Genomic DNA, 24,534 nt, shown 5'->3' with positions numbered 1-24,534 from the left:
TGTGGTGTAGACCTGCAAGAGTAGAACGTGTTCTAGTTTCGTGGTGAAGGAGTCGGTATGGGCCTGCGGGTGGTGCAGTGGGCGACCGGTGGCGTCGGCGTCGCAGCGATCAAGGGTGTGCTCGAACATCCCGACCTCGAGCTCGTCGGATGCTGGGTGCACTCGCCGGGGAAGGCAGGCAAAGACGTCGGCGAGATCATCGGCACCGCGCCGGTGGGGGTGACCGCGACCAACAGCCTCGACGACATCCTCGCCCTCGACGCCGACGCGGTGATCTACTCACCGCTGTTGCCCAATCCGGATGAGGTGGCGGCGCTGTTGCGCTCCGGTAAGAACGTCGTCACCCCGGTCGGATGGGTGTATCCCTCCGGCCGGCAGGGCGCCCCTCTTCAAGAGGCGGCGATCGCGGGGAATGCCACGCTGCACGGTACCGGCATCGCGCCGGGGGGGATCAGCGAGAAGTTTCCGCTTCTGTTCTCCGCCTTCTCGACCGGCGTGACATTCGTTCGGGCCGAGGAGTATTCCGACCTTCGCACCTACGAAGCCCCCGACGTCGTGCGGCATGTGATGGGCTTCGGTGAGGTTCCGGAGAAGGCGCTCAGCGGCCCGATGCAGAAGCTGCTCGACGGCGGCTTCATCCAGGCGGTGAAGATGATCGTCGACAAGGTGGGTTTCCGTGCCGACCCGAAAGTCCGTTCCGCTCAGGAGATCGCGGTCGCCACGGCGCCGATCGAATCACCGATCGGCGTCATCGAGCCGGGACAGGTCGCGGGCCGAAAGTTCCACTGGGAGGCCCTCGTCGACGAAGAACCGGTCGTGCGAGTCACTGTGAACTGGCTGATGGGCGAGGAAAACCTCGATCCCGCTTGGACGTTCGGCCCCGAAGGTCAGCGGTACGAGATGGAGGTCCGCGGCAATCCGGATGTCAACGTCGTCGTCAAGGGCTTCCAGTCGGTCGTCGGCGGAGAGGGCCCGGAGTACGGCATCGTCGGCACCGCTGCGCACTGCGTGAACTCGGTGCCCGCGGTGTGCGCCGCGGAGCCCGGCATCGCAACGTATCTCGACCTGCCGTTGATCAGCGGCCGGGCGGCGCAGGGACTCGCGTAGCGTCGGGGGCCGCACGAGCGTCGCCGGTCGCCTGGCACACTCACGGGGTGTGACGAGACGTGCACTGGTACTGGCCGGCGGGGGCGTGGCGGGGATCGCGTGGGAGACCGGCATCCTGACGGGTATTGCCGACGAGTCGCCCGCCACCGCCGATGCGTTGTTGGCCTCCGACGTTCTGGTCGGCACATCTGCGGGCTCCACGGTCGCCGCGCAACTGGTGAGCGGGCTCGGCCTGCCCGCGTTGTTCGACCGGCAGACCGAGGCGACATCGTCGGAGATCAACCCCGGCGCGGGGATCGAGACGATCACCCAGATGTTCCTCGACGCGATGACCGCTCCCGGCTCGAAAACCGAGAAACTGCAGCGGATCGGTGCGATCGCGCTGGCCGCCGACACCGTCACCGAAGAAGTGCGCCGAAAGGTGATCGAGCAGCGACTGCCGTCGCACGACTGGCCCGACCGCGACCTGCGCATCACCGCCATCGACACCGAGACCGGGGAACTGATCGCGTTCGACCGCACCTCGGGCGTCCCGTTGGTCGACGCGGTCGCGGCCAGTTGCGCGGTACCCGGCGTCTGGCCGCCGGTCACCATCGGCTCGCGCCGCTTCATGGACGGCGGTGTCGGTAGCACCGTCAACCTGGCCGTGGCCGACGACTGCGATGTCGTGGTCACCCTGATCCCCCAGGGCCTGTCGTCGCCGTCGCCGTTCGGGGCGGGCGCCAGGGACGAGGTCGCCGCGCGCAACGCTTTCGGTGTGTTCGCCGACGACGAGTCGTTGGCGGCGTTCGGCGCCAACCCGCTCGATCCCGCGTGCCGGACCCCTTCGGCGCACGCGGGACGAAGGCAGGGCCGCAGCGTCGCCGCCCAGATAGCCGCGCACCTCGGCCGCTAATCCTCGGCGGCGGTGGGGGTTTCGGGCAAGGTGTCGAATGCGTCCAGCGCGGCCGCCGCCAACTCGATACCGACGTCGATCACTTCGGCGGCACGGTGGAACTCGAGGCTCCGGCACGCCGAACGGGGTACCTCGATCAGCATGTCGGGTGGGTAGCCGGCCAGCTGGTGGCGCGCGAGCGCGGCCTGCGCGATGTCGATCGTGCGGTTCATCACCTCGAAGCTGCCGAGCTTGGGTACCACGGACGCTTCCTTCGTCGCGTCGACGAGCTCCTGCTCGCTGTCCCCGCCCGCCGGGAAGTCCTCCGGTCCGGCGCCGAAACGGTTCAACATCGCATTCGACTCGAACAGCGACGTGGTGCTGCGCCACACCCGGGCCAGCCACTCGGTGGTCGCGCGTGGACCTTGTCCTGCGGGTTCTTCGACGCCGCCGGCCTCGCTGCCGGCCAGCGACACCGCGATGGTGAGGTCGGCGTTGACGGCCGCGATCGGCGCCATGGGCAGCGGTTCGAGGATGCCGCCGTCGGCGAGCAGTCGGCCGTCGAGCACATGCGGTGCGATCACCCCCGGGATCGCGATCGACGCGCGGATGGCGGCATCCACCGGGCCCCGCTGCAGCCATACCGACTTACCGGCGATGAGATCGGTCGAGACGGCCGTATAGGGAATCGGGAGGTCCTCGATCCGCGCCTCACCGAGGATGTCGCGAACCGCGTCGAGGATCTTGGTCGCGCGCAGCACCCCCGCGGCGGTGATCGAGGGATCGAGAAGCCGCAGCACGGCGCCCTGGGTCAGCGACTTCGCCCAGTCGGAGAACTCGTCGAGCTTGCCCGCGGCGTACAGCCCACCGACGAGAGCGCCCATGGACGATCCGGCGACGCCGACGATCTCATAGCCGCGGTCCAGTAGTTCCTCGATCACCCCGATGTGGGCGTAGCCGCGGGCGCCACCGCTGCCCAGCGCCAGCGCGACCCGCTTGCCAGCCATACCGCCATTGTCGCGCGCCCGCGCCGGTTCTGGCCGCCGGTTTCAGCCGCAGAGGCCGTCGGCCGCCGCCTGCACGGCGACGATGACCGCGGCCTGACGCGGCGGCGGCAACTGCGTCCACGGTGTGTCGTACGTACCGGGCCCGGCCGAATCCGAGGTCTGCAACATGCCGAGGTAGGGCTCGATCTGTGACTTCGGGTCGCCGCCCTGTTCGTCCATCCACTGCCGGGCCGAGGTGCAGGCCTTGAAGTACTCGTCCTCCGTCGAATCCGCGGGAGCGCCGACCGCGGTGGTGACACCGCCGGGGGAGACGGCTACCGAACCCGGTGCCACGGTTGGTGTTTCCTCCGAGCTGGTTTCCGCGGAGGTCTTGTCGGCCGGCGGTTCGGAGGTGTCTTCGGTACCCGAGGAGCATCCCGCGACGACGCCCGCCATCACTGCGGCCGCCGCGACACCGTGACGTATGCGCATGCCCGCCAATCTAGGCAACGGCTCACTCGTGGCGGACACCGGCCGCACCGATCGCCGAGGTTGCGCTCACGGTGAATCTATCCGCCGACCCGGCGAACACGCGTCTGGCCTGCGACGACGGACCGCGTGCCCGCGGGCGGCCGTATCGGACAGGGTGGGCCCGGCAGGCCCATGCCAGACTTGCCCCGTGACGACCGGACGCCAGGAGTGTTGTTGGGCTTAGCGCCCCGCCCTGCCCGTTTCCGGCTTTCTTGGAGCTTTCATGGCCTCCCCTGCAGTATTGCCACCACCCGTGCCCGCAGTGTCCGCACCGACCCGTCTGCGGCTGCCCGATCTGTTGCTCGCCACCGACCGCTGCGCCGACGAGGTGCTCACCGGTCGCTACGACCACCTGCTACCTGCCGGGGGACCACCGCGTGACGAACGGTGGTTCACCCGCCTAACCGGTGACGACGAGCTCGACATCTGGTTGATCAGCTGGGTGCCCGAGCGGTCGACCGAGATGCACGACCACGGCGGGTCCCTCGGCGCGCTGACCGTTGTCTCCGGTGCCCTGCGTGAGACCCGCTGGGACGGTGGGGCATTGCGGCGTCGCCGGTTGCGCGCCGGGGATCAGGCCGCCTTCCCGCTGGGGTGGGTGCACGACGTGGTGTGGGCACCCGAAAGTGACACCTCGGCCCCCGTCACGCCGACGTTGAGCGTGCACGCCTATTCGCCGCCGCTGACCGCGATGTCGTATTACGAGGTGACGCAGCGCAATACCTTGCGCCGCAACCGGACCGAGCTGACCGACGCACCGGAGGGGTGATATGGCGAGTCGCATCGACCGAATCCTGAACAACGCCCGCGCCCGCCTGCACAGGTTGCCGGCGGCCGAGGTACCCGCGGCATTGGACCGCGGCGCAGTCCTGGTCGACATCCGTCCGCAAGCCCAGCGCGCCCGCGAGGGGGAGGTGGCCGAGGCGTTGGTGATCGAACGCAACGTGCTCGAGTGGCGTTGCGACCCGACCAGCGAGGCGCGGCTGCCCCAGGCCGTCGACGACGACGTCGAGTGGGTGGTGCTGTGTTCGGAGGGCTACACCTCGAGCCTGGCGGCGGCGTCACTGCTCGATCTGGGGCTGCATCGTTCCACCGACGTCATCGGCGGCTATCACGCGTTGAAAAGCGTTCTGGCCTAGTCTTTCTCGTCGCTGCTCAGCAGCGGCCGCAGCCGTTGGGTCTTCTCCGGTGTCCAGCCCGGCGGCTGCAGGATCGCCGCCCACGCGTTGGCCGCATCCTTGACGTAGACGTGGCCGTGCCCGTCGGGCACGTCGACGGCCACGGCCATGTCCGCCGACACCTGGAGGAACGTCACCACCGGGATCCACTGCATCCGGCCGGAGACGTCGTATCCGCGTGGCTCCTTGAGCCAATCCGGTTCGGCGAACAGTAGATCGGGGTTGAACCACGCGATCGGGTCCGACGCGTGCTGCAGGTACACCACCCGCGGGTAGCCCCACGGGTCGTCCGGCCTGGCCAGGTTTTCCGGACGGGCGGCGAAGTGCACGTTCTCGCCCTTGTCGTAGATCGGCAGCCACATCGGCGAATCCGGGTCGCGGTCGCGCGTCAGCTGGGTCCAGATCGTGTTGTTGAACGTGGGACCGCTGAACAGTGCGCCGTCCGTGCGGGCGATGAGGTTGTTGAGCGCGAGGAACGGCGCTTCACCGCCGAACGATCCGAGGCTCTCCCCGAAGACGACCAACCGTGGCCGCTGCGCTTCGGGCATCTCCCGGATCAGCCCGTCGACGGCCTCGAACAACGCCTGGCCCGCCTGCCGCGCGTTCTCCTTGTCCACGAGAAACGACAGCCAGCTCGGCAGGAACGAGTACTGCATCGACACGATCGCGGTGTCGCCGTTGTACATGTATTCCAACGCCGAGGCTTCCGCTTCGTTGATCCAGCCGGTGCCGGTGGTGGTGGCCACAGCGACGACTTCGCGGTCCAAGCCGCCGGTTCGCAACAACTCCTGGGCCGCCAGCGCGGCGGTCGCCTTGATGCCGTCCGCGGAATGCAGACCTGCGTAAACGCGGATCGGTTCGACAGCCGGCCGGCCGTTGAACTCGGTCAGCTCCTCGACCGTCGGCCCCGCCGCCACGAAGATACGGCCTTGGTGGCCAAGGGATTCCCAGCTGGCCAGCGACTGGGGACCGCCGGACCGCAGCGGTGACGTGGGCGCGGCGAAATCCGGGTCGGTCTCGTCGTTGACTGCCGCGAACGTGCTGTTGATCGTGGTCATCGCGAAGCGCACCACGATGCCGTTCAGGAGCGCGATGGTGAGCGCGATGAGCAGTATCACCACCACGACCGCCGAAACCCTCGGCGGTGCAACGCGTTCGAGTTGTCGGACCAGGAAGCGCACGAGCCTGCCGATCAGCTGCCCGATCTCCACGAGCACGAACAGTGTCACGATGGACAGCACGGCGGTCAGTGGGTGATCCCAGAAGCCCATGCGCGGAACACCGTTGAGATCGCGGACCTCGTCCTGCCAGATGTGGAAGTAGACGTTCATCAGGATCTGGCCGATGACGCCGATGACCACCAGCGCGATCCAGGCCTGTCGCGGGGCGGGCGGGCTGGTGTCCTTGGACCGCATGTAGCGCACGAGCCACACCACGAAGACCCCGAGGCCGTAACCGAATGCGCCCGCGCCGCCGCTGACCAGCCCCTGGAACAGCGGACCTCGCGGGAGCAACGACGGCGTCATCGACAGCCACAGGAAGATCAGGCCCAGCGCGGTGCCGGTGAAGGTGTAGTGGCGCACCCACCACGGGGTGTCGTTGGATGTCTTGACCGGCTCTTCCGTCGGTTCGTCGACCGTGGTGTCGGTGTCGTCGCGGGTGTCGGTCACCCCCGCAGATTAACGGTGGCGGAACGCCGGTGGGCGCTTCTCGGTGAACGCGTTCATGCCCTCGGTCTGGTCCTCGGTCGCGAACGCCGAGTGGAACAGCCTGCGCTCGTAGAGAAGGCCCTCGGCCAGTGTCGATTCAAAAGCACGGTTGACGGCCTCCTTGGCCATTCGCGACGCCGACAGCGACATTCCGGCGATGGTCTTGGCGACCGCGTTCGCCTCGTCGAGCAGAGTGTCGGCGGGCACCACCCGCGACACCAGGCCCGCACGTTCGGCCTCCTCGGCGTCCATGTTGCGTCCGGTGAGGATCAGGTCCATCGCCTTGGCTTTGCCGATGGCGCGGGTGAGCCGCTGCGAGCCGCCCATCCCGGGCAGCACGCCGAGCTTGATCTCGGGCTGGCCGAATTTCGCGGTGTCGGCTGCGATCAGCAGATCGCACATCATCGCCAACTCGCAGCCGCCGCCGAGCGCGTAGCCGGCGACGGCCGCGATCGTGGGGGTGCGGGTGGCGGCGAATGAGCCCCAGGCTGCGAAGAAGTCGGTTGCGAAGACGTCGGCGAACGACAGGCTCGCCATCTCCTTGATGTCGGCTCCGGCGGCGAACGCCTTCTCGTTGCCGGTGATGATGATGGCGCCGATCGCCGGGTCGTTGTCCAATTCTGCTGCCGCGGAGGTGACTTCGGCCATCACCTGGCTGTTGAGCGCATTGAGCGCCTTCGGCCGGTTCAGCGTGATGGTCGCGACACGGTCGTCACGCGTGACAACGATGGTGGAGAAGCTGGTTTCGTCGCTCATTTCTTGAACTCCAGTTCGCGATCGGCCGGCGCGAAGTAGTCCTCGACGTCGGCTGTGGTGACCGCCGCCAGCGAGGCGGGCGACCATTTCGGATTGCGGTCCTTGTCGACAACCTGGGCGCGGATGCCCTCGACGAAGTCGTGGGAGCGCAGCGCCCCGCATGACGTCCGGTACTCCTGGCGCAGCACGTCTTCGAGTGTGTCGAGTTTCGCGGCGCGGCGCAGCGCTTCGAGAGTGACGGAAACCGAGACGGGGGAGCGGCTCTCGATGAGGTCGGCCGCCGCGCCGGCAGCGGCGTCGTCATCAGCGCGCAGGGCCGCGACGATGTCGAGGGCGGTTTCACCGGCATAACAGCGGTCGATCCATTCCCGTTGCTGCAGAAGGTTACTCGGCGGGGGCTCGATGGTATGGGCCGCGAGTGCACCGTCGATACCGCCGGTCAGGATCGCGGCCTTGAAGTCTTCGAGCTTGTCGTGCGGAACGAAGTGGTCGGCGAAGCCCATCGCGATCGCGTCGGCGCCGTCGAAGTTCGCGCCGGTGAGCGCGGCGTGGTAGCCGAGCAGTCCGGGTGCGCGCGAAAGGATCAGGGTGCCGCCGACGTCGGGGACGAAGCCGATGCCGACCTCGGGCATCGCCATCTTCGTGGTGTCGGTGACGACGCGCACGCTGCCATGGGCGCTCACCCCGACGCCGCCACCCATCACGATGCCGTCCATCAGGGCGACATACGGTTTGCCGAACCGGCCGATCTGGGCGTTGAGCAGATATTCGTCGTACCAGAAGGCGCGCGCCTCACGCCCTTTGGCAGGCCCCTCGGCCCTGGCGCTGTGGTAGAGCGCGACGATGTCGCCGCCCGCGCACAGCCCGCGCTCGCCCGCGCCGTCGACCACGACGGCGGTGACGGCGTCGTCGTGCGCCCATTCGGCCAGCGCGTGCGCCATGGCGGTGACCATGGAGTGGTTCAGCGAGTTGATGGCCTTGGGCCGGTTGAGGGTGATCAGGCCGAACCCGCGGTCAACGGTTACTAGGACATCCTCGTTTTCGCCCACGAGTATGCAATGTAGAACGTTGCCCGACCTGCGATTGCTTTGGGTAGGGTTTCTTGTGAAACAGCTGGGAAAGTTGATCGGCGCAGCCGGGAACCGACCAGGGACATGATTCGTTGTCGGTGTGTTCGCCGATTGACGATCGACATCATCAGGAGAGGAACCCACGGTGCGGGAATCCAGCAACCCCGTATTTCGATCCCTGCCAAAGTCGCAGGGCGGATATGCGCAGTTCGGTACAGGGGCCGCCGGCTACGGTACGCAGGCGGTTCACGCCGACCCCTATGTGACGCAGTACCCGGAGCAGCGCCAGGCAGGCGTTGCCCGCCCGATGACCATCGACGATGTCGTCACCAAGACCGGCGTCACGCTGGCGCTGTTGACCGCGGTCGGCGTCATCTCGTACTTCATCGCATCGGTCAACCTCGGCTTGGCAATGCCGCTGGCGATGGTCGGCGCGATCGGCGGCCTGGTTCTTGTGCTGGTCGCCACGTTCGGCCGTAAGCAGGACAACCCGGCCATCGTGCTCAGCTACGCCGCGCTCGAGGGCCTGTTCCTGGGCGCGATCTCGTTCTTGTTCGCCAACGTCATCTCCAACGGCGGCTACGCGATGATCACGCAGGCGATCGTCGGCACCCTCGGGGTGTTCTTCGGCATGCTCGTGGTCTACAAGACCGGCGCGATCCGGGTGACCCCGAAGTTCACGCGGATGATCGTCGCCGGCCTGTTCGGCGTGTTGGCCCTGATGCTCGTCAACTTCCTGGCGGCGATCTTCGGCTTGAACGGCGGCGCCGGCCTTGGCCTGCGCGACGGCGGCATGCTCGCGATCGGCTTCTCGCTGCTCTGCATCGGCTTGGCGGCGTTCAGCTTCCTGATCGACTTCGACGCGGCCGACCAGATGATTCGCGCGGGTGCGCCGGAGAAGGCGGCGTGGGGCGTCGCGCTCGGCCTGACCGTCACGCTGGTCTGGCTGTACATCGAGATCCTGCGACTGCTGTCGTATTTCAACAGCGACTAGCAGCCTGACGAGGAGGCCCGGCACGAAAACGTGCCGGGCCTTTTCTGTTGCGTTGGTTGTCCCCAACCGCGGTCGTTTGCGTTGGTTATCCCCAACCGCGGCCGTCACTGCTCCCGCAAACGCTGTTCCTGTCCGAGCACCGGTCTTCACTGCGGACCATGGAGGTGCCGTTCCTCGGAAGCGAAGCGTTGCGCGATGGCCATGTCGCCAACAAGCATCAACTGCGGACCCGCTATCAAGCCCTGTTCCCCGGCGTCTACATCGACGACGGCGTGGTGCCGAACTTGTCGCAACGAACGATTGCCGCCTGGTTGTGGACTCGCCGGCGCGCAGTGGTTGCCGGCCTCGCGGCTGCGGCGCTACACGGTTCCCAGTACGTCGCCGACGATGTCCCGATCGAGCTCATCTGGTCGAACCCGCGTGCGCCGCGCGGGATCGTGACGCGACGAGATCGACTGGGTCGCAACGAATGGGAACTTGTGGCCGGCGTGCCCGTGACGACGCCTGAGCGCACGGCGTTCGACCTCGCCCGGCTGACCCGCGGTGACAAGGCGGTGGCCCGTATCGACGCGCTCGGCAATGCAACCCGTTTCGACCGTGACCTCGTCGCCGGGCTTGTCGAACGGCACCGCGGATCTCCGGGTGTGCCACGAGTGTTGCCTGTTCTCGACCTGTACGACGCCGGCGCGGAGTCTCCACGCGAAACCTGGTTGCGTCTGCTGCTCATACGAGCCGGTTTTCCGCGCCCGCGGACGCAGATCCCCGTCTATGACGACTTCGGGCGAGCCCGCTACCGCTTGGACATGGGTTGGGGGGACGAGGTGATGATCGCGGTGGAGTACGACGGCGAATTGCACCGGCTGCCGTCGCGGCTCGGAGCCGACATCGTGAGCTCGGAGTTCATCGCGCACCGGGGTTGGACACATATTCGCGTCGTCGCCGGCGTCCATCCGGCCGACATCGTCAACCGGGTGCGGCGCGCCTGGGCCGCTAGTGTGCACTCAGATCGCGAAATTGCCTCGTAACGGCCGAATTCGCGATCTGGTTGCACACTAGACGCCGGCGGGCTGCGGTCGGCCGGTCGGCTGCGGCTGGTCGGCCCGCGGGTCAGGACAGCCGCTCGAGCACCATCGCCATGCCCTGGCCGCCGCCGACGCACATCGTCTCGAGGCCGAACGTCTTGTCGTGGGTGGTCAGGTTGTTCAGCAGCGTGGCGGTGATCCGCGCGCCGGTCATGCCGAACGGATGGCCCAGGGCGATCGCGCCGCCCGAAACGTTGAGCTTGTCCTCGTCCATGCCCAGTTCGCGCGCCGACCCGAGCACCTGGACGGCGAACGCCTCGTTGATCTCGTAGAGGTCGATATCGCCGATCGACATCCCGGCGTTGGCCAGCGCCTTGCGCGTCGCCTCGATCGGGCCCAGCCCCATGATCTCCGGCGACAGCCCGCTCACCCCCGTCGAGACCACACGCGCCAGCGGCGTGAGCCCCAGTTCGCGGGCCTTGGTGTCCGACATGATGACCACCGCCGCGGCGCCGTCGTTGAGCGGGCACGCGTTGCCGGCGGTGATGGTGCCGTTCGGCCGGAACACCGGCTTGAGTTGGCTGATCTTCTCGTAGGTGGTGCCCGCGCGCGGACCGTCGTCCTTGGACACCACGGTCCCGTCGGGCAGTGTCACCGGAACGATCTCGCGCTCGAAGAAGCCGTTCTTGATGGCCTCCTCGGCGCGGTTCTGCGACCGAACACCCCAGTGGTCCTGGTCCTCTCGGCTGATGCCGGTGTACAGCGCGACGTTCTCCGCGGTCTGGCCCATCGCGATGTAGACGTCCGGCAGCAAGCCGTCCTCGCGGGGGTCACGCCACTCCTCGGCACCGGCGGCCGCCTCATCCGAGCGGCTCATCGCGTCGGCGAACAACGGGTTCTTGCTGTCCGGCCACCCGTCCGCGGTGCCTTTCGGGAACCGCGAAACCGTCTCCACGCCAGCCGAAATGAACGCATGCCCCTCGCCGGCCTTGATGGCGTGGAAGGCCATGCGCGTGGTCTGCAGCGACGACGAGCAGTAGCGGTTCACCGTCGTCCCGGGCAGGAAGTCGTAACCGAGCTGGACGGCCACCGCCCTGCCGATGTTGAAGCCGGCCTCACCGGCGGGCTGGCCGCACCCCATGATCAGGTCGTCGATCTCGCGCGGATCCAGTGCGGGCACCTTGTCCAGCACCGCGCGCACCATCTGCGCGGCCAGGTCGTCAGGCCGGATGTCGACCAGTGAACCCTTGGCGGCGCGGCCGATCGGCGACCGCGCGGTCGCGACAATAACGGCTTCAGGCATGGTGTCTCCTCGCATTGACGGCTATGAGGAGAACCTAGCTCGCGGACGCCGCGACGGGTGCGGGACCCCTCCCCTGACCGAGGCCGGGGAGTCCACCCAGCACAGGCGCGGGGACCCCGGTCGAACGCCGCCACAGCCTGCTCAGACCACCGACGCGGGCCAGTAGCGCGAAGCCCTCACCCGATCGTGTACGCCATGGCAGCTCCGGCACCGCGCCACCGAGCCAGTCGCTCAACGCATTACACAGCGCGGGCAGCAGTTGGTTGGCCGCCAGCGCATAGCCGGCGCCGGACGGATGGAACATGTCCGGAGAGAACAGCACGTCGGGGGTGGACCGGAAGTGGGGCGCCAGCAGGTCGGCCAGCGGCACGGGAACCCCGCCTTCGGCTCGCACGGCGGCCGTCTGAGCGCGGGCCAGGCGCAGTCCGCGGCTGCGTGTCACCGCGCGCAAGGGTTGCGGTATCGCGGTGATGACGCCGAAGTCCGGACAGGTGCCGACCACCACGACGGCGCCCGCGGCCCGCAACCGGCGCACCGCCTTTCCCAGTCGACGCGCCGACGGGCGGATGGCGTTCGGGCGGGTGATGTCGTTGGCGCCGATCATGATGACCGCGGCGTCGGGTGGGGGACCCGCGACGAACATCGCGTCGATCTGGCCCGACAGTCCCTTCGACGTCGCCCCGACGATCGCCTTGGTGCTCAGCCGGATCCGCTTTCCGGAGACCTCGGCCAAACCCCGCGCGAGTAGGACTCCGGGCACCTCCTCGGCGGTGGAGGCGCCATAGCCGGTCGCGGTGGAGTCGCCGAAGACCATCAGGTGCAGGTCGAATGGCACGTCGCGGCGCCAGCGCTCGACGGGGCCGCCGCCGGGCGCGTAGACACCGTCGGCGCGGGGCGGGATGTCCCACGCCTGCGGGATGACGCGGCGGGCCTGGTCGGCCTGCCCGATGAGCAGGTTCCGCGCGCCGATGTAGGCCGAACCGACCGAGCCGAGCGTGGCCGCGGTGGCGAAGGCGATGGTGGTCGTCCGTCGCGGTGTGCCCACGCAGGCAAGTTTAAGTGGGTTTTCCGGGGCTATCCGCGTGGCGAGAAGCGATAAGGGGTCACATTGCGGTATCAACTCCGGTATCGAATATGACTCACTGATTGTTGAAACGAACGTAGAGTGTCAAGCTAAGACGCGAGTCACGTCCAGAAAATTAGGCGTACTCAGCACTACGGCGGCTTGAAACGTCGGAGGGGGTGGTTGTAATGACCGCACCGAGCAAGGTCGGCCATGTTCGCCGGCCCGGATTATCGCCTGTTCACGCGCGTAAACCGCGCAAGTTCCCGGTCAGTGACGGCGCGCCGGTAGAGGTCGTCGAAGACGGCCCGAGCCTGGGCGGCCGGTTGGCATCGCTCGCGGCCCTGCTAACTGTTCGACCGACGCTGGCTATCGGTAGCTATGCGCCGAAGCTGCCGTGGCCCTGGGGTCTGATCGATTTCGTCTCGCGAGCGGCGCGGCCGGCGCCCGGGACCGTTCGGGCCACGATCTCTTTGCCGAAATGCACCGCGCAACTCGTCCGGGCGCCCGGCGTGCTGCCCGCCGACGGCAAACGCGGCGTCATCCTCTATATGCACGGCGGCGCATTCTTGACCTGCGGTGTCAACTCGCACGGCCGCCTGGTGCAGGCGCTGTCGGGCTACGCCGACTGTCCGGTGCTGGTGGTCAACTACCGGATGATCCCCAAGCACTCCGTCGGCATGGCGATCGACGACTGCTACGACGCCTACCAGTGGCTGCGCCTGCACGGTTATGAGCCCCACCAGATCGTCCTGGCCGGCGACTCCGCGGGTGGCTACCTGGCGCTCGCCCTGGCCGAACGCCTGCAGCGCGAAGGCCTCGAGGGTGAGGTACCTGCCGCGATGGTGACGATGTCGCCCCTCTTCGAGATCGACAACGAGGCGCGGGCCAACCATCCGAACATCCGCACCGACGCGATGTTCCCGGCGCGGGCGTTTCACGCGCTCGTCGACCTGATCGAGGATGCGGCGCGGCGGGGTCGAAAGGACGGACAGCCCGAAGAGGTTTACGAGCCGCTTGACCACATCGAACCCGGGCTGCCCCGCACGCTGATCCACGTCTCGGGCTCCGAGGTGCTGGTGAGCGATGCGCGCAAGGCCGCGCGGCGGCTGGCGGCCGCGGGTGTGCCGGTCGAAGTCCGCGTCTGGCCAGGGCAGATGCACGTGTTCCAGATCGCGGCGCCGATCGTGCCCGAGGCGAAACGCTCGCTGCGCCAGATCGGTGACTACATTCGCGAGGCCACCTGGTAGCCCACCTGGTGAGGGCGGAAGCCGCCTGACACGATGGAGTCATGCGCATCGCCCGGCACATCAGTGAGCTCATCGGCAATACCCCCCTGGTACAGCTGAACTCTGTTGTTCCCCCGGGCGCGGGCATGGTCGCGGCCAAGATCGAGTACCTCAACCCGGGCGGCAGCTCCAAGGACCGCATCGCGATCAAGATGATCGACGCCGCCGAGGCCAGCGGTGAACTCAAGCCCGGCGGCACGATCGTCGAGCCGACGTCGGGGAACACCGGGGTGGGGCTGGCGTTGATCGCCCAGCAGCGCGGCTACAAGTGCATCTTCGTGTGCCCGGACAAGGTCGGCGAGGACAAGCGAAACGTGCTGCGCGCCTACGGTGCCGACGTGGTGGTGTGCCCCACCGCTGTGCCACCCGACCATCCCGACAGCTACTACAGCGTCTCCGACCGGCTGGTCGAAGAGATCGACGGTGCGTGGAAGCCCGACCAGTACTCCAATCCGATGGGGCCCGAGTCGCACTACGAGACCACCGGCCCGGAGATCTGGGCCGACACGGACGGCAAGGTCACGCATTTCGTCGCGGGTGTGGGCACCGGTGGCACCATCACCGGGGCCGGTCGCTACCTGAAGGAAGTGTCCGGCGGCAAGGTGCGCGTCATCGGCGCCGATCCGGAGGGTTCGGTGTACTCTGGCGGTACCGGACGGCCGTATCTGGTGGAGGGTGTGGGCGAGGACTTCTGGCCCAGGGCTTATGACCCCGCGGTGCCCGACGAGATCATCGCGGTGTCGGATGCCGATTCGTTCGAGATGACGCGCAGGCTGGCTCGCGAAGAGGCGCTGCTCGTCGGTGGGTCATGCGGTATGGCAGTGGTGGCCGCCAACAAGGTGGCCGAGCAGGCCGGCCCGGACGCACTGGTCGTCGTGCTGTTGCCTGACGGCGGAAGAGGTTATCTCGCAAAGGTTTTCAACGACGACTGGATGTCGTCGTACGGCTTCTTGCGTAGCCGGATGGACGGGTCGGTGGAGGAGTCGACGGTCGGCGAAGTGCTGCGCGGCAAATCGGGGGCGCTGCCCGACCTGGTGCACACTCACCCCTCGGAGACCGTTCGCGACGCCATCGGGATCCTGCGCGAATACGGCGTCTCGCAGATGCCCGTCGTCGGTGCCGAACCGCCGGTGATGGCCGGGGAGGTCGCGGGCAGCGTATCCGAGCGCGAACTGCTTTCCGCGGTGTTCGAGGGTCGGGCGAAGCTCGCTGACGCGGTGGCCGACCACATGAGCCCACCGCTGCCGCTGATCGGGGCCGGCGAACTGGTCAGCGCCGCAGCGAAAGAACTTCGCGAATGCGATGCGGTGATGGTGGTCGAGGAGGGTAAGCCCGTCGGCGTGCTGACCCGCCACGACCTGCTCGGTTTCCTGTCCGACGGATCCAAGCGCCGGGTTCGCTAGCGCCCCACCGTCATCGGGCCCACCAAGCCTGGCAAAACACCCCGACCCATCGCCCGTCGGTCGCGGGCGCACACCCAATCCCGGCGATTCGCTTTCCGGGTAGAAAACCCTGCGCAAAAGCGCTTTTCCGGTAATGTAAGCACGCTTGATCCCAGCTAAGAAGCAGACTGGAGTCGTCCGATGACCGATCAGCCGCCCGCAGACTATCCGCCGCCACCGCCCGGCGGTTATCCACCACCCGCGCCGGGGGGCGGCAATCCGCCGCCGACGACCGCCGCCGGTTATCCACCTCCGGCGCAACCGCTTCAATCGCTTCCGAAAGAGGCGTACACGTCATGGTTCACCCGCGTGTTGGCGTGGCTGGTCGACTCGATTCCGATCTTCATCTTGTGGGGTATCGGTTACGCGTTGCTGCTCGGCACCCAGGAAACAGCATGTATCACCGACGTTTCCGAGTACGAAATCGGCGAGTTCTGCGCGACGGGCGCCTCCACGATCGGCCAGCTGGCCGTCACCATTACGTCGATACTCGTTCTGGCATACGTGATCTGGAACTACGGATACCGCCAGGGAACCACCGGTTCCAGCATCGGCAAGTCGATCCTGAAGTTCAAGGTTGTCAGCGAAAAGACCGGACAGCCAATCGGTTTCGGCATGTCGGTCGTGCGACAACTGGCGCACATCATCGACGCCGCGATCTGTTATATCGGTTATCTGTTCCCGCTGTGGGACGCCAAACGGCAGACCATTGCGGATAAACTCATCAGCACCGTCTGCATACCGTTGTAGTCAACCGGGAAGGTCACATGACTGATCAACCGCCCCAGCCACCGGGAAACAACCCGCCTCCACCTCCCGGTGGGTATCCGCCACCCCCGCCGGGGGCCGGCTATCCGCCACCGGGGCAGGGCGGTTACCCGCCTGCAGGTGGTTATCCACCGCCGGGTGGGCCGGGATTCCCTGGCGCCCCGAGGTATAGCGTCGGTGAGGCGTTCTCGTGGGCGTGGGGCAAGTTCACTTCCAACGCCGCCGCGCTGATCGTCCCGACGCTGGTCTACGGGATCATCGTTTTCGCGGTGCAAGGTGTGTTCAGCGCGCTGTCGGCCGTGGTGGATCCGGAGTCGACGAGTTACTCGTCCGACGGTGACGGGTTCTCGTTCTCCTACAGCGTTTCGGGTCCGGCCAGTCTTGCGATCACGATCCTCGGCTGGATTGTGGCCCTGGTCGTCGGCGGAATAATCCAATCCGCCTACTACAACGGCATGTTGGCAGTCGCCAACGGCCAGCCGGTGACCATCGGGTCGTTCTTCAAGCCGCGCAACGTCGGCGCCGTCATCATCGCGAGCGTGATCGTCGGACTGTTGACCTCGATCGGCTTTGCGCTGTGCGTCATCCCCGGATTCATCGTGGCCATCTTCACGATGTTCACCGTGATCGCCCTGCTGGACCGCAACCTCTCGCCGATCGACGCGATCAAGACCAGCTTCGACATCGCGAAGAACAACTTCGGTCAGGTGCTGCTGACGTTGCTGGCGGTCTTCGCCATCACGCTCGTCGGGGCGTTGCTCTGCGGCGTCGGTCTGCTTGTCGCGCTTCCGCTGGTGGCGCTCATCGAGGTGTACGCCTATCGCAAGCTCAGCGGTGGTCAGGTCGCCGACCTGAACCCGCAACCCCTGCCGCCCGGTCCGCCGCCTCAGGTCACCCCGCAGCAGTAACGGATCATCGGAAGGCGCTGACGCCGGTCAGCGCCTCTCCGATGACCAACTGGTGCACCTCCGAGGTGCCCTCGTACGTCAGCACCGACTCCAGGTTGTTGGCGTGCCGAATGACCGGATACTCCAGGGTGATCCCGTTGGCGCCCAACAGGGTTCGACACTGGCGGGCGATCTGGATGGCCTCGCGGACATTGTTCAGCTTCCCGAGGCTGACCTGCTCGGGTTTGATCTTGCCCTCGTCTTTGAGCCTGCCGAGGTGAAGAGCGAGAAGTTGAGCCTTGCCGAGTTCGACTGCCATGTCGGCGATCTTGGCCTGCGTCAGTTGGTAGCCCGCCAGCGGTTTGTCGAACACCTCTCGTGTGCCGACATAGTCCAGGGCGGTCTGCAGGCAGTCCCTGGCGGCGCCGACGCTGCCGAACACGATGCCGAACCTGGCCTCCGACAGGCAGCTGAGCGGCCCGGACAATCCGCGCGCCTCCGGCAGTTTCGCGTCGGCGGGCAACCGGACGTCGTCGAGGTGCAACTCGGAGGTGACCGAGGCCCGCAACGACAACTTGTGCGTCATGTCGGTCGCCGAGAATCCCGGCGTGCCGGCCGGCACGAGGAAGCCGGCCACCCCCTCGTCGGTCCGCGCCCACACGACCGCCACATCGGCGACCGACCCGTTGGTGATCCACATCTTCGACCCGCGCAGGACCCAGTCCGATCCGTCCCGCTTCGCGGTCGTGCGCATCCCGCCCGGATTGGACCCGAAGTCGGGTTCGGTCAGCCCGAAACACCCGATGGCCTCACCGGCCGCCATCGCGGGCAGCCACTGGTTGCGCTGCTCCTCGCTGCCCCAGCGGTGAATCGCGAACATCGCCAGCGACCCCTGCACCGAGACCAGGCTGCGCAGCCCGCTGTCCACGGCCTCGAGCTCCTGGCACACCAGGCCGTAGGCGGTGGCGGTCGATCCGCCGCAGCCGTAACCCTTCAGGTGCATGCCCAGAAGCCCGAGCTTGCCGAAGTCTGCGGCCAGTTCGCGCACCGGCACCTGACCGGTCTCGAACCACTCGGCGATGAACGGGCGCAGCCGTTGTTCGCCGAACCGGCGCACGGTCTGGCGTAACTCGATGTCCTCGGGTGAGAGCAGGGAATCCAGCTCGAGCATGTCGTCGAGGGGTGTCGCGGAATTCATGGGACATGTCTACCCGGTCGGCACGCACCGCAGTCGTGGCTAGGCTGAGCGGTGATGTCTGCACACGAATCGCAGGGTTTATCCACCAAGGCCATCCACGCCGTCCGGCCCGACCTGACCACCGGGGCCGTCAACGCACCGATCTATGCCAGTTCGACGTTCGCCCAGGACGGCGTCGGCGGACTGCGCGGGGGATACGAGTACGCCAGAACGGGCAACCCCACCCGCGCGGCGCTGGAGGCCTCCCTCGCCGCGGTGGAGGCGGCCGCCTACGGCCGGGCGTTCTCTTCGGGCATGGCGGCGACCGATTGCGCGTTGCGGGCGATTCTGCGGCCCGGAGACCACGTCGTGATGCCCGACGACGCATACGGCGGCACGTTCCGGCTGATCGACAAGGTGTTCACCCAGTGGGGCATCGACTACACCGCCGTTGCGCTGGCCGATCTCGACGCGGTGCGCGCGGCGATCACGCCCAACACCCGGATGATCCTGGTGGAGACTCCGACCAACCCGCTGCTGTCGATCGCCGATATCAGCGCGATCGCCCAGGTCGCGGCGGCGTCGAACGTGAAAGTGTTGGTGGACAACACCTTCGCCTCACCTGCACTGCAGCAGCCGCTGCTGCTGGGGGCCGACATCGTGCTGCACTCCACCACCAAGTACATCGGCGGGCACTCTGATGTGGTGGGCGGTGCGCTACTGACCAACGACGAGGAACTCGACGCCGCTTTCGCATTCCTGCAGAACGGTGCGGGCGCGGTGCCAGGCCCGTTCGACGCCTACCTCACGCTGCGCGGTCTGAAGACCCTGGTGATCCGCATGCAGCGGCACAGCGACAACGCGGGCGTCATCGCCGAGTTTCTCGACGGACACCCCGCGATCGAGACCGTGCTCTACCCGGGGCTGCCCGGGCACCCGGGCCACGAGGTCGCGGCCCGACAGATGACCGGCTTCGGCGGCATGGTGTCCGTGCGACTGCGCGGGGGAGCGGAAGCTGCACGCAAACTATGTTCCCGCACAAAGGTTTTCATCCTTGCCGAATCGTTGGGTGGCGTCGAATCGCTGATCGAGCACCCCGGAGCGATGACTCACGCGTCGACCGCGGGTTCTCAACTGGAGGTCCCCGACGATCTGGTGCGGCTGTCGGTCGGTATCGAAGACGTCGCGGATTTGCTGGCCGACCTCGAGCAGGCGTTGAGCTAGCGCCTAAGACAGCACCGGGCGCAGCGCCGACGCCGTGACCGCGAGGTTCATCTCGGGCAACGCGGTCGGTGACTCGTCGACCCAACTGCCCAGCGCGATCTCGCCGGCTCGGGCGTGCACCCACCGCCAGCCGCGGTCGTTGAGGCTCAGCAGTGCACCCAGGCCGTCGATCGCGTGCAGCAGCGAGATGATCGCCGCAGTGGTCGGGCCCGGCGGCCTGCGATCGAACAGCGCCGACAACAGTGCCGACCGCGCCTGGCCGACGCGGTTGCGGTTGGTCAGCGGCCATGCGAATTCGTGTCCGAACCTTCTGTCCGGCAGGGGGATACGTCGGATCTGACCGGTGCGTTCCAGATGGCCGACGATGTGGCCCTCGGTGTGCCTGGCCAGCCGCTTGACCGCCGTCTTCGGCCGCAACGGGCGACGCTGCAACAGCTGGAACGCCGGTTCTGTGACCGGGTCCATCGCGCCCGGGGTCGACAACGCGATCAGGCGGCCCGATTCGATCGCCTCACCGTCGACCGCCGGCCGGATCCGGCAGGCCAGGGCCAGGTCGAGCAGCACCGCGGCGGCCAGCACCCGCTCTCGGCGCGGACGGTCAAGAACCGGTTGCGCCGACGCGTTGTCGAGCAGCAACAGGAACAAGTCCTCGGCGATCTGCGCCATGAGCGGATGCTAAACCGCGCCCCGCCCACGGCTCGAATTCAGCTGCGGGTGCCGTCAGGCGTGATACGGCTCGGCCTCGAGCAGTTTCACCTTGACCGTGCTGCCGCTGGGCACCGTGTAGGTGCGCACATCGCCGACTTTCGCGTCGAGAAGCGCCTCGCCCAGCGGCGACTTCGGTGAGTACACCTCGAGCTTGCCGTCGCTGATGCCCTCTTGGCGGGTGGCGATCAGGAAGGTCTCGGTGTCGCTCTCGTCGTCGCCGTACTGGACCTTGACCACCGAACCGGGCAGCGCGACGCCCGACTGCTTGGGCGCCTCGCCGACCTTGGCGTTATTGAGCAGTTCCTGTAGCTGGCGGATCCGGGCCTCCTGCTGGCCCTGTTCCTCGCGGGCGGCGTGGTAGCCGCCGTTCTCGCGGAGGTCGCCCTCTTCACGACGGTCGTTGATCTCGGCGGCGATGACGGGCCGGTTGGCGATCAGCTGGTCGAGCTCCGCCTTCAACCGGTCGAATGCCTCCTGGGTGAGCCAGGTGACCTGCGTATCGGTCATATCGTCGCGCTCCTGTCTATCTGGGTCTCGCGGGCGTTCTCGCGCTCTTCTCGCGTAAGACGTCTCGTGGTACGGCGCTGGGGCTTGACGTGTATTGCCGCGGTCAGCGTGCTCGATCACAGCACCAAATGCAGCAATACACGGCTCCAGCAGGAACCGTGTACCCGACCATGGTAGCACCGCAAAGCGGCGTGATTTTCACGAATTCGCAGTTCGGCGTTTGCCGCACCGACGAATCAATGTGATTTCAAGGAATCGTCAGGTACGGCGGCACGTCGGTTCCGCATCCGTAAATATCCCCGATCACGGGCTGGCGGGTCGCTTTGACCCGGGCGGTCACCTGCACGGTCTGTTGCGACGACGGAGGCACCAGCACCTCCCTACGGCCGGTCTCGGCGCCGTCGATGGAGCGGGCCCGCACGATGCAGACAACCGGCTGCGACGGGTCCTCGCGGGTGACGCTGATCGTCACCGACACCGTCTCGTCGTCGATGAGTTCGTAGGCGCCCAACTCGCCGGTCACGGGCTCGCTCTCGAACCGCCCGAACGCCACCACGGCGACCGTGACCCCCACCGCCAGAGCGAGCAACGTGAACGCGACGGCGAGCCAACGGCGGCGGCCCACGTGCGGCCGCTGGCGGCCATAGCGTGCGGCGGGGCGTTCGATCATCTGGTTTTCTGAGGCTCTCGGTCGGATGGATCTACCGAACTGGAACTATAGGGACTATCGAAAGGTCTCCGCGGGTTGATATCGCCGGAGACGACAGCGCGATGATAGGCAGAGCAGGTTGAGCGAACTGCGGTTGATGGCGGTGCACGCCCACCCGGACGACGAGTCCAGCAAGGGTGCCGCCACGATGGCTCGGTACGTTGACGAGGGTGTCCGCGTGCTCGTGGTGACTCTCACCGGCGGCGAGCGCGGCGACATCCTCAACCCGGCCATGGACCTGCCCGAGGTGCATGGCCGGATGGCCGAGATCCGCCGCGACGAGATGGCCAAGGCCGCCGAGATCCTCGGCGTCGAGCACCGCTGGCTCGGCTTCGTCGACTCGGGCCTGCCCGAAGGCGACCCGCTTCCGCCGCTGCCCGAAGGCTGCCTCGGCGTGGTGCCGCTCGAGCAACCGGTCGAGGCCCTGGTGCGCGTCGTGCGCGAGTTCCGGCCACACGTGATGACCACCTACGACGAGAACGGCGGCTACCCGCATCCGGACCACATCAGATGCCATCAGGTGTCGATGGGTGCCTACGAGGCGGCCGGTGACCACCGCCTGTTCCCCGACGCCGGCGAGCCGTGGGACGTCCAGAAGCTGTACTACACGCACGGCTTCGTGCGGCAGCGGATGCAGCTGTTGCAGGAGGAGTTCGCCAAGCACGGCGAGGTCGGCCCATTCGAAAAGTGGCTCAAGCACTGGGATCCCGAGCACGACATCTTCGCCAAGCGCGTCACCACCCGCGTCGAGTGCGCCAAGTATTTCGCCCTGCGCGACGACGCGCTTCGTGCGCACGCCACCCAGATCGACCCCAACGGGGATTTCTTCCGCGCCCCGATCGAATGGCAGCAACGGCTTTGGCCCACCGAGGAGTTCGAGTTGGCCCGCTCGCGCGTACCCGTATCGCTTCCTGAGGACGACCTCTTCGCCGGAATCGAGGGCCGATGAACCTCCTACTCGCCGTCGACCTGCTGGCCCAGAATCCGCCCCGGGACACCGGACCGGACTTCGGCAAGGCCAGCCCGCTCGGACTGCTGATCGTGGTGCTGCTGCTGATCGGCACATTCCTGCTGGTCCGGTCGATGAACCGGCAGCTGCGGAAGGTGCCGAAGTCGTTCGACCCGCCGGATTCGGACTCCGAGCAGACCGCCGAGCCGCCCGACGAGCCCCGGGCACCGATCGAATCCGACCCGCCCCCCGACGGGACGAAACGTGAGCCCGGGGGCTAACACGCTCTCGCGGGCCACCAGCCCGTACCTGCGTCAGCACGCCGACAACCCGGTGCACTGGCGCGAATGGACGCCGGAGGTGCTGGCCGAGGCGGCCGACCGCGACGTGCCGATCCTGCTCTCGATCGGCTACGCGGCCTGCCACTGGTGCCACGTCATGGCTCACGAGTCGTTCGACGACGCCGAAGTGGCTGCCGCCGCGAACTCCGGCTTCGTCTGCATCAAGGTCGACCGTGAGGAGCGGCCCGACCTCGATGCGGTGTACATGAACGCGACCGTTGCGCTCACCGGGCAGGGTGGTTGGCCGATGACCTGCTTCCTCACCCCGGACGGCAGGCCGTTCTTCTGCGGGACGTACTACCCGAAGCCGACCTTCCTGCAACTGCTGGCCGCGGTCACCGACACCTGGCGCAACCGCCGCGGCGAGGTCGAGGAGGCGTCCGACAAGATCACCGAGGAGCTCCGGTCGATGGCTTCCGGTCTGCCCGGTGGGGGACCGCCCCTGCAACCGGCGCTGTGCGATCACGCCGTCGCCGCCGTGCTGCAGGACGAGGACGTCACCCGCGGTGGTTTCGCCGCCAATCCCGCTGGCGCGCCCAAGTTCCCGCCATCGGCCTTGCTCGAAGGACTGCTGCGTAACCACGAACGCACCGGTGACATCACGCCCATGGAAAGCGTCGAGCGGACGTGTACGGCGATGGCCCGCGGCGGTATCTATGACCAGTTGGCGGGAGGTTTCGCCCGCTACAGCGTCGACGCCGCCTGGGTGGTTCCGCACTTCGAGAAGATGTTGTACGACAACGCCCTGCTGTTGCGGGCGTACGCGCACTGGGCGCGACGTACCGCAAATCCATTGGCTCGCAAGGTCGCTGCCGAGATTGCCGCGTTCATGATCGACGAGCTCGGCGCCGACGGTATGTTCACCTCGTCGCTGGACGCCGATGCGGACGGCGTGGAGGGGCTGACCTACGTGTTCACCCCCGCGCAACTGCGCGAGTTCCTCGGTGAGGACGACGGCCGTTGGGCCGCAGAGCTTTTCGCGGTGACCGAGGGAGGCACGTTCGAACAGGGTGCCTCGGTGCTGCAGCTTCCGCGCGACCCCGACGACCCGGAACGGTTCGCCAGGATGCGGGCGGCGCTGCTGGCGGCCCGGCTGGCCCGCCCCCAACCCGGCCGCGACGACAAGGTCGTCACCGCATGGAATGGGCTGGCGATCACCGCGCTGGCCGAAGCCGCCGTCGCGCTCGACCGGCCCGAATTGCTCGATGCCGCAACGCAATGTGCCCGCGCGATATGGGAGCTGCACGTGGTTGACGGCAGACTGCGGCGAGCGAGCCTCGGCGGTTCGGTGGGCGCGAGCGCCGCGATACTCGAAGACCACGGCGCGCTGGCCACCGGTCTATTGACCGTTCACCAGATGACGGGTGAAACGGTCTGGCTGGAGGCTGCGCTGATGCTGCTCGACATCGCGCTCGAGCACTTCGCCGACCCGGACCGGCCGGGCAGGTGGTTCGACACCGCCGACGACGCCGAGACGTTGATGGTGCGGCCGGCCGATCCGCTCGACGGTGCGACGCCGTCGGGAGCGTCGTTGATCGCCGAGGCGCTGCTCACCGCGGCGCACCTCGCCCCGGCCGAACGGGCCGATCGCTATGCCGCGGCAGCCGACGCCACGCTCGCGGCGGCCACGCCGATCCTGACCCGGTTGCCGCGCTCGGGTGGGCACTGGCTCGCGGTCGCGGAGGCGGCCGTGCGCGGACCGATCCAGATCGCGGTCGCGTGCGACCCCGCTCGCTCAGAACTGCTGGCGGTCGCGCGTCGGCTCGCTCCGGGCGGGGCGGTCGTAGTGGGCGGCGCGGTGAATTCGTCGGAGCTGCTGATCGACCGCGACCGGGTCGGCGGTGCCGACGCCGCCTATGTGTGCCGCGGCAGAACGTGCGACCTTCCGGTCACCACGGCACCGGAACTCGCTGCCGCCCTGGGCTCGTCCGTGTAGCGTT

General features: G+C 67.5%; 25 protein-coding genes. 14 read left to right on the top strand and 11 right to left on the bottom strand.

Annotated features, from left to right (window positions below; all coding sequences use genetic code 11):
- Window positions 1-57: 57 nt before the first annotated feature.
- A complete protein-coding gene (locus AU072_RS00880; RefSeq protein WP_064411983.1) occupies window positions 58-1,107 on the top strand; it encodes an NAD(P)H-dependent amine dehydrogenase family protein in 1,050 nt (349 codons plus the stop codon).
- Between the two features lie 49 nt (window positions 1,108-1,156).
- Window positions 1,157-2,002, top strand: a complete 846-nt coding sequence (locus tag AU072_RS00875; protein WP_064411982.1) for a patatin-like phospholipase family protein — start codon at window positions 1,157-1,159, stop codon at window positions 2,000-2,002.
- Here the strand turns inward: AU072_RS00875 and AU072_RS00870 are convergent.
- Complete coding sequence (locus AU072_RS00870; RefSeq protein ID WP_064411981.1) at window positions 1,999-2,988, bottom strand: patatin-like phospholipase family protein; 990 nt, start codon at window positions 2,986-2,988, stop codon at window positions 1,999-2,001. The two genes, AU072_RS00875 and AU072_RS00870, sit on opposite strands and share 4 nt — an antisense overlap.
- Window positions 2,989-3,030: 42 nt before the next feature.
- The gene (locus AU072_RS00865; protein ID WP_064411980.1) at window positions 3,031-3,459 is read right to left on the bottom strand and encodes a lipoprotein LpqV; all 429 of its coding nucleotides are present in this window, start codon (window positions 3,457-3,459) and stop codon (window positions 3,031-3,033) included.
- 262 nt (window positions 3,460-3,721) lie between these two features.
- On the opposite strand from AU072_RS00865, the gene AU072_RS00860 reads away from it, so the two are divergent.
- Both AU072_RS00860 and AU072_RS00855 read left to right on the top strand, forming a co-directional pair.
- Complete coding sequence (locus tag AU072_RS00860) at window positions 3,722-4,267, top strand: cupin domain-containing protein (protein WP_064411979.1); 546 nt, start codon at window positions 3,722-3,724, stop codon at window positions 4,265-4,267.
- A gap of 1 nt (window position 4,268) precedes the next feature.
- The gene (locus AU072_RS00855; protein ID WP_064411978.1) at window positions 4,269-4,637 is read left to right on the top strand and encodes a rhodanese-like domain-containing protein; all 369 of its coding nucleotides are present in this window, start codon (window positions 4,269-4,271) and stop codon (window positions 4,635-4,637) included.
- On the opposite strand, the gene AU072_RS00850 is transcribed toward AU072_RS00855, so the two are convergent.
- From AU072_RS00850 to AU072_RS00840, 3 genes are read right to left on the bottom strand one after another with little or no spacing between them, the layout of a single operon-like run.
- Window positions 4,634-6,346 (bottom strand): alpha/beta hydrolase, encoded by a 1,713-nt coding sequence (locus AU072_RS00850; RefSeq protein WP_064411977.1) that lies wholly within the window; start codon window positions 6,344-6,346, stop codon window positions 4,634-4,636. The two genes, AU072_RS00855 and AU072_RS00850, sit on opposite strands and share 4 nt — an antisense overlap.
- 9 nt (window positions 6,347-6,355) lie before the next feature.
- Window positions 6,356-7,141, bottom strand: a complete 786-nt coding sequence (locus AU072_RS00845) for an enoyl-CoA hydratase (RefSeq protein WP_064411976.1) — start codon at window positions 7,139-7,141, stop codon at window positions 6,356-6,358.
- Complete coding sequence (locus tag AU072_RS00840) at window positions 7,138-8,190, bottom strand: enoyl-CoA hydratase/isomerase family protein (protein WP_064411975.1); 1,053 nt, start codon at window positions 8,188-8,190, stop codon at window positions 7,138-7,140. Before AU072_RS00840 ends, AU072_RS00845 begins: the two co-directional genes overlap by 4 nt.
- A gap of 166 nt (window positions 8,191-8,356) precedes the next feature.
- Here AU072_RS00840 and AU072_RS00835 point away from each other — a divergent pair, with 166 nt between their 5' ends.
- Window positions 8,357-9,205, top strand: coding sequence for a Bax inhibitor-1/YccA family protein (locus AU072_RS00835; protein WP_064411974.1), 849 nt, complete (start codon window positions 8,357-8,359; stop codon window positions 9,203-9,205).
- A 158-nt stretch (window positions 9,206-9,363) separates the two neighbouring features.
- Window positions 9,364-10,230 carry a type IV toxin-antitoxin system AbiEi family antitoxin gene (locus tag AU072_RS00830; RefSeq protein ID WP_064411973.1) on the top strand — a complete coding sequence of 289 codons (867 nt, stop codon included), beginning with the start codon at window positions 9,364-9,366 and terminating at the stop codon, window positions 10,228-10,230.
- Between the two features lie 82 nt (window positions 10,231-10,312).
- Here the strand turns inward: AU072_RS00830 and AU072_RS00825 are convergent, their stop codons facing one another.
- Together AU072_RS00825 and AU072_RS00820 are read right to left on the bottom strand one after the other, a co-directional pair.
- The gene (locus AU072_RS00825) at window positions 10,313-11,530 is read right to left on the bottom strand and encodes an acetyl-CoA C-acetyltransferase (RefSeq protein WP_064411972.1); all 1,218 of its coding nucleotides are present in this window, start codon (window positions 11,528-11,530) and stop codon (window positions 10,313-10,315) included.
- Window positions 11,531-11,564: 34 nt separating this feature from the next.
- Window positions 11,565-12,575, bottom strand: a complete 1,011-nt coding sequence (locus tag AU072_RS00820) for an SGNH/GDSL hydrolase family protein (protein ID WP_064411971.1) — start codon at window positions 12,573-12,575, stop codon at window positions 11,565-11,567.
- Between the two features lie 206 nt (window positions 12,576-12,781).
- Between AU072_RS00820 and AU072_RS00815 the strand changes: the two genes are divergently transcribed.
- The 4 genes from AU072_RS00815 (at window position 12,782) to AU072_RS00800 (ending at window position 17,000) form a co-directional block, all read left to right on the top strand.
- The gene (locus AU072_RS00815) at window positions 12,782-13,843 is read left to right on the top strand and encodes an alpha/beta hydrolase (RefSeq protein WP_064411970.1); all 1,062 of its coding nucleotides are present in this window, start codon (window positions 12,782-12,784) and stop codon (window positions 13,841-13,843) included.
- A gap of 41 nt (window positions 13,844-13,884) precedes the next feature.
- Window positions 13,885-15,285: a cystathionine beta-synthase gene (locus tag AU072_RS00810; protein WP_064411969.1), complete on the top strand. Its 1,401-nt coding sequence runs from the start codon at window positions 13,885-13,887 to the stop codon at window positions 15,283-15,285.
- 180 nt (window positions 15,286-15,465) lie between these two features.
- The gene (locus AU072_RS00805) at window positions 15,466-16,074 is read left to right on the top strand and encodes an Rv1078 family RDD domain-containing protein (protein ID WP_064411968.1); all 609 of its coding nucleotides are present in this window, start codon (window positions 15,466-15,468) and stop codon (window positions 16,072-16,074) included.
- Between the two features lie 17 nt (window positions 16,075-16,091).
- Window positions 16,092-17,000, top strand: a complete 909-nt coding sequence (locus AU072_RS00800) for a YciC family protein (protein ID WP_064411967.1) — start codon at window positions 16,092-16,094, stop codon at window positions 16,998-17,000.
- Between the two features lie 4 nt (window positions 17,001-17,004).
- Here AU072_RS00800 and AU072_RS00795 read toward each other — a convergent pair whose 3' ends face one another.
- The gene (locus AU072_RS00795; protein WP_094288930.1) at window positions 17,005-18,177 is read right to left on the bottom strand and encodes an acyl-CoA dehydrogenase family protein; all 1,173 of its coding nucleotides are present in this window, start codon (window positions 18,175-18,177) and stop codon (window positions 17,005-17,007) included.
- Window positions 18,178-18,231: 54 nt separating this feature from the next.
- On the opposite strand from AU072_RS00795, the gene AU072_RS00790 reads away from it, so the two are divergent.
- A complete protein-coding gene (locus tag AU072_RS00790; RefSeq protein ID WP_064411966.1) occupies window positions 18,232-19,380 on the top strand; it encodes a cystathionine gamma-synthase in 1,149 nt (382 codons plus the stop codon).
- 3 nt (window positions 19,381-19,383) lie between these two features.
- Here AU072_RS00790 and AU072_RS00785 read toward each other — a convergent pair whose 3' ends face one another.
- The 3 genes from AU072_RS00785 to AU072_RS00775 all read right to left on the bottom strand — a co-directional run bounded on the left by AU072_RS00785 (window position 19,384) and on the right by AU072_RS00775 (window position 21,265).
- Window positions 19,384-20,046 (bottom strand): GOLPH3/VPS74 family protein, encoded by a 663-nt coding sequence (locus AU072_RS00785; protein ID WP_064411965.1) that lies wholly within the window; start codon window positions 20,044-20,046, stop codon window positions 19,384-19,386.
- Between the two features lie 54 nt (window positions 20,047-20,100).
- Entirely contained in the window at window positions 20,101-20,595 is a 495-nt protein-coding gene (greA, locus tag AU072_RS00780) for a transcription elongation factor GreA (protein WP_064346598.1), read from the bottom strand.
- A 247-nt stretch (window positions 20,596-20,842) separates the two neighbouring features.
- Window positions 20,843-21,265, bottom strand: coding sequence for a DUF4307 domain-containing protein (locus tag AU072_RS00775; protein WP_064411964.1), 423 nt, complete (start codon window positions 21,263-21,265; stop codon window positions 20,843-20,845).
- A 118-nt stretch (window positions 21,266-21,383) separates the two neighbouring features.
- Here AU072_RS00775 and mca point away from each other — a divergent pair, with 118 nt between their 5' ends.
- From mca to AU072_RS00760, 3 genes are read left to right on the top strand one after another with little or no spacing between them, the layout of a single operon-like run.
- Window positions 21,384-22,253 (top strand): mycothiol conjugate amidase Mca, encoded by an 870-nt coding sequence (gene mca, locus AU072_RS00770; protein WP_064411963.1) that lies wholly within the window; start codon window positions 21,384-21,386, stop codon window positions 22,251-22,253.
- The gene (locus AU072_RS00765) at window positions 22,250-22,534 is read left to right on the top strand and encodes a hypothetical protein (protein WP_064411962.1); all 285 of its coding nucleotides are present in this window, start codon (window positions 22,250-22,252) and stop codon (window positions 22,532-22,534) included. The genes mca and AU072_RS00765 overlap by 4 nt, the downstream gene beginning before the upstream one ends.
- Window positions 22,518-24,530 carry a thioredoxin domain-containing protein gene (locus AU072_RS00760; RefSeq protein WP_064411961.1) on the top strand — a complete coding sequence of 671 codons (2,013 nt, stop codon included), beginning with the start codon at window positions 22,518-22,520 and terminating at the stop codon, window positions 24,528-24,530. The genes AU072_RS00765 and AU072_RS00760 overlap by 17 nt, the downstream gene beginning before the upstream one ends.
- Window positions 24,531-24,534: the final 4 nt, after the last annotated feature.

This window comes from Mycolicibacterium novocastrense (assembly GCF_001499835.1).
Taxonomy (GTDB): Bacteria; Actinomycetota; Actinomycetes; order Mycobacteriales; family Mycobacteriaceae; genus Mycobacterium; species Mycobacterium novocastrense.
This window is presented reverse-complemented; position numbering and strand designations above follow the sequence as displayed.